The 4049-nt window shown below is 66.4% G+C and carries 5 protein-coding genes; 1 reads left to right on the top strand and 4 read right to left on the bottom strand.

Features of this window, described 5'->3' with window-relative positions:
- Positions 1-137: 137 nt before the first annotated feature.
- The 3 genes from V7Q53_RS23105 to V7Q53_RS23095 all read right to left on the bottom strand — a co-directional run bounded on the left by V7Q53_RS23105 (position 138) and on the right by V7Q53_RS23095 (position 2536).
- Entirely contained in the window at positions 138-542 is a 405-nt protein-coding gene (locus V7Q53_RS23105; RefSeq protein ID WP_333831367.1) for a PaaI family thioesterase, read from the bottom strand.
- A gap of 24 nt (positions 543-566) precedes the next feature.
- On the bottom strand, positions 567-1952 hold the full coding sequence (rimO, locus tag V7Q53_RS23100; RefSeq protein ID WP_333831366.1) for a 30S ribosomal protein S12 methylthiotransferase RimO: 1386 nt from the start codon (positions 1950-1952) through the stop codon (positions 567-569).
- Positions 1953-2014: 62 nt separating this feature from the next.
- Positions 2015-2536, bottom strand: a complete 522-nt coding sequence (locus tag V7Q53_RS23095; protein WP_333831364.1) for a cytochrome b — start codon at positions 2534-2536, stop codon at positions 2015-2017.
- A 110-nt stretch (positions 2537-2646) separates the two neighbouring features.
- Here V7Q53_RS23095 and V7Q53_RS23090 point away from each other — a divergent pair, with 110 nt between their 5' ends.
- On the top strand, positions 2647-3093 hold the full coding sequence (locus V7Q53_RS23090; RefSeq protein WP_333831362.1) for a MarR family winged helix-turn-helix transcriptional regulator: 447 nt from the start codon (positions 2647-2649) through the stop codon (positions 3091-3093).
- Positions 3094-3128: 35 nt separating this feature from the next.
- Here the strand turns inward: V7Q53_RS23090 and V7Q53_RS23085 are convergent, their stop codons facing one another.
- Positions 3129-3926, bottom strand: coding sequence for a crotonase/enoyl-CoA hydratase family protein (locus V7Q53_RS23085; protein ID WP_333831361.1), 798 nt, complete (start codon positions 3924-3926; stop codon positions 3129-3131).
- Between the last annotated feature and the right edge of the window lie 123 nt (positions 3927-4049).

Genomic DNA, 4049 nt, shown 5'->3' with positions numbered 1-4049 from the left:
GCCAAGAGGGGGGCAGCGCCCCCCTCAAGGGCGCGGGCGCGCCCTTCCCCCCCAAAAAAACGGGAGAAGGAGGGGGCGCAGCCGCCGAGCGACGACGGGCGGGCGCGGGCGCGCCTCAGCCTGTCGGCACCGGATACTCAGATCACCATCTGCGTCTGGGTCACCAGCGCCGCCATCTTGCCATCGCTCCGGCTGATCGTGGTCTGCCAGACCATCGTGCGCCGCCCGCGGTGCAGCGGCACGGTGACCGCGCGCGCGGTATCGCCCAGTGCGACCGGGCGGAAGAAGTTGGTCTTGCTCTCCATGGTCGTCGTGCCCTGATCGGGCGCGAGGTTCAGGAAGGTCGCAGTCCCGCCCATGTTATCCGCCAGCGCCATGATCGCCCCGCCGTGCAGCACCCCGTTGCGGTTCGCCAGTGCCGGGGTCACCGGCAGCTCTGCCTCCACCCGGTCGGCACTGACGCTGAGGATGCGGATGCCCAGTGTCTGGGAAAAGGGCGGCTGGTCGGCGGCGATGGTGTTGAGGCGGTCCTGATCGGTCATGGGCTCTCTCGGCTTTGCGGTGGGTCAGACGGGGCGGCCCCAGAGGTCGTATTCACCGGCCTCTTCGACCACGACGCTGAGGATGTCGCCGGGCTTCAGCCCCTCGAACCCTTCGTCGATGAACAGGTTGCCGTCGATTTCGGGGGCATCGGCCCAGGTGCGGGTTGTGGCGCCGTCGGCATCGACTTCATCGACGATGACCTGCAGGGTCTGACCCACCTTGGCCGCCAGTTTCGCCTCGGAAATCGCCTGCGCCTTTTGCATGAAACGGTCCCAGCGGTCCTGTTTCACATCCGCGGGCACATGGTCCGGCAGCGCGTTCGAGCGCGCGCCCTTGACGTTTTCATACTGAAAACACCCCACCCGGTCGAGCTGCGCTTCATCCAGCCAGTCCAGCAAGGTCTGGAATTCGGCCTCGGTCTCGCCGGGATAGCCGACGATGAAAGTGGAGCGCAGCGTGATATCCGGGCAGTCAGAGCGCCAGCGGACGATTTCATCAAGGGTTTTTGCCGCAGCCGCAGGCCGGGCCATGCGCCTGAGCACTTCAGGATGGGCGTGCTGGAAGGGGATATCCAGATAGGGCAGCACCCGGCCGCCATTCGCAGACGGGGCCGCCATCAGCGGGATCAGGTCGCGCACATGGGGGTAGGGATAGACATAATGCAGCCGCACCCAGGCACCCAGCGCGCCGAGTTCACGCGCCAGATCGGTGATATGCGCGCGGTGTCCGCGCTCGCTGGCATGGCGGATATCCACGCCATAGGCGGAGGTGTCCTGACTGATCACCAGCAGTTCCCGCACCCCCGCATCCACCAGCTTTTCGGCCTCGCGCAGCACGGCATGGGCGGGGCGGCTTTGCAGTTTGCCGCGCATGTCGGGGATGATGCAGAACTTGCATTTGTGGTTACAGCCTTCGGAAATCTTGAGATAGCTGTAGTGGCGCGGCGTCAGCCGCACGCCCGAGGCAGGCAACAGGTCGATGAACGGGTCCGGCTGCGGCGGTACGGCAATATGCACGGCATCAAGCACCTGCTCATACTGGTGCGGGCCGGTGACGGCCATCACCTTTGGATGCGCGCCGGTGATGTATTCTGGTTCCGCCCCCAGACAGCCGGTGACGATGACGCGGCCATTCTCGCGCAGCGCCTCGCCGATGGCCTCTAAGCTTTCGGCCTTGGCGCTGTCCAGAAACCCGCAGGTATTGACGATCACCGCATCCGCGCCCTGATAATCGGGCGCGATGGCGTAGCCTTCGGCGCGCAGCCGGGTGAGGATGCGTTCGCTGTCCACCAGCGCCTTGGGACAGCCAAGCGAGACCATGCCGATGGTCGGCTGGCCGGGGCGCGGGGCCTCAGAGATGCGGGCGCGGGGTGCAAGGTCCGGGCGCAGGGCGGGTGGGTTCTGGCTCATGGCGGGCATATAGCCCTTGGCGGGCGCTGCGGGAAGGGCGCTTTTGCCCTTTCCGCCCCTGATTAACGCGCGCCGAACCACATCCGTGTCATGATACCGTCTCGGCGGAAGAACTGATGCCAGAGCGCGGCGGCGATATGCAGCGCGATCAGCGCCATCAGCAGGGTTGAGGCGATGCCATGCACTGCCCGCGCCGGATGGACAAAGCTTTCGGGCATCGGGCCGCTGCCAAAGACCGCATCGGGCAGGTTGGACGCACTGGCAAAGGCGATGCCCGAAAAAACCATGGCGAGGGGCAGGATATAGAGCGCGGCATGGGTCAACGGTGCCAGCCGGTCCAGCAGCGCATTGCCGGTGGGCAGGCGGGGCGGGGTGCGTGTCAGCAGCCGTACAATGACGCGCGCCACCAGCAGGAACAGCGTGACCCCGCCCAAAGCCATGTGCATGCGGAAAGACATCAGCTTGGCCGGGTCATTGTTGGCCAGCGGCGCAAGCATGGTCATGCCTGCGATCAGAAGGCCGATCAGGCAGAAGGCGATCGCCCAGTGCAGGGCGACGAGGATGGGGTGATAGCGGCGTGGCATGGCGGGCCTCTGACGGTTGCAGGGTTGGGCTGGGAAGATCATGGCTGCGTGCACATAAATTTGCAATCGCAAAAGTTGCCATTGCAAATGATTAGAAGTAAAAAGCGGGTATGGAACATCGCACAGAGCTTTCAGCGGGTATCACCGCAACACGACAGGGCAGCATCGGCTGGATGATGCAACGGGTGGCGCGGCGCTTTGAGGCGGCGATGATCGACGCGCTGCGCGAGGAAGATCTGACGCTTGCGCAGTTCGCCGTGCTCATGTGCGCGCTTGAGGCCGACGGGCAGACCCAGACCGAGATCGGCGCGGCCTTTGCCATGCCCGCGTGGCAGATCAGCCGGGCGCTGGACGGGTTGCAGGCGGCCGGTCTGATCGAACGGCGGGTATGCGGGCAATCACGCCGGGTGCACCGGGTTCATGCGACCGAGGCGGCGCGGCTGCGCGTGCCACGGCTGCGGGCCGTGGTTGCTGGCGTGAACGCGCAGGTTCTTGCGCCGCTGGAGCCGGAGAAGCGCGCGGTGCTGGGGGCATTGCTGCGCGAACTGGTCCTGTAAGGGGCGGTTTATGTGGCCCCGTGAGTGGCAGTGTCTCAGGTGAAGCGCGGCGCGCGCTTCTGCACCTCGGCCATTACCGCCTCGATCTGGTTCTCTGAGCCGATGATGGCGGCCTGCAGCTTTGCCTCCAGCGCCAGCCCCGCATCATCGCCCGGCCAGCACTGGCGCACCAGCGCCTTGGCCCCGCGCGTGGCGTCAGGGTTGCGTGCGGCGATGGCATGGGCCAGCGCGCGTGCCTCGGTCAGGGGTTCATCGGCAAGGCGGGTGACGAGGCCCAGTTGTGCGGCCTCGGCAGCGTCGATGACGCGGGCGGTCAACATCAGCTCCAGCGCCTGATCGGAGCGCATCAGGCCGGGCAGCAGCTTTGTCAGGCCCATATCGGGGATCAGGCCCCATTTGGCCTCCATGACCGAAAACCTGCTCTCTGGCGCGGCCAGCCGGATATCGGCCCCCAAAGCCAGTTGCAGCCCTGCGCCGAACACCGGCCCGTGCAGCGCCGCGATCACCGGCACCGGCAGATCGGCCCAGACGGTACAGGGATGCTGGAAGCGGTTGGCGGCCTGACCGGGCGGCGGGGCGGTGATCTCGGCGCGCAACGCCTCGATGCGCCCGGCGAAGGACATCAGAAGCCCCGTATCGATCCCGGCGCAGAAGCCCTTGCCCTGCCCGTAAAGGATGACCGCGCGCAGCCCCGCGGTGGCCGCCAGTTCCCTGCCCGCTTCCGAGAGCGCGGTGAACATGGCTTCGTCCATTGCGTTGAGCTTGTCAGGGCGGGCAAGCGCGACTTCGGCGATGCCGTTTTGGATGGTGATGGAGAGGCGGTCGCTGTTCATGCCTGTGTCCCTTGCTGGCTGGGTCCAAGGAACAGGGTTGCCCAGCCTGTGGCTGCGGGCAAGCAGAACGTTGGGGCAGGTGCGTTTCGGGGCGGGGAAGGGGGGCGTTGCCCCCCTCTTGGC

It is taken from the genome of Pararhodobacter sp. (assembly GCF_036802785.1).
In the GTDB taxonomy this organism is placed as follows: Bacteria; Pseudomonadota; Alphaproteobacteria; order Rhodobacterales; family Rhodobacteraceae; genus Pararhodobacter.
Note: the sequence above shows the minus strand (reverse complement) of the source record. Positions and strands in the feature narration are given on the sequence as shown.

Excerpts from the sequence above, each read along its gene's own strand:
- V7Q53_RS23105 (WP_333831367.1), bottom strand. The coding sequence starts at position 542 with ATGACCGATCAGGACCGCCTCAACACCATCGCCGCCGACCAGCCGCCC.
- rimO (WP_333831366.1), bottom strand. The coding sequence starts at position 1,952 with ATGAGCCAGAACCCACCCGCCCTGCGCCCGGACCTTGCACCCCGCGCC.
- V7Q53_RS23095 (WP_333831364.1), bottom strand. The coding sequence starts at position 2,536 with ATGCCACGCCGCTATCACCCCATCCTCGTCGCCCTGCACTGGGCGATC.
- V7Q53_RS23085 (WP_333831361.1), bottom strand. The coding sequence starts at position 3,926 with ATGAACAGCGACCGCCTCTCCATCACCATCCAAAACGGCATCGCCGAA.
- V7Q53_RS23090 (WP_333831362.1), top strand. The coding sequence starts at position 2,647 with ATGGAACATCGCACAGAGCTTTCAGCGGGTATCACCGCAACACGACAG.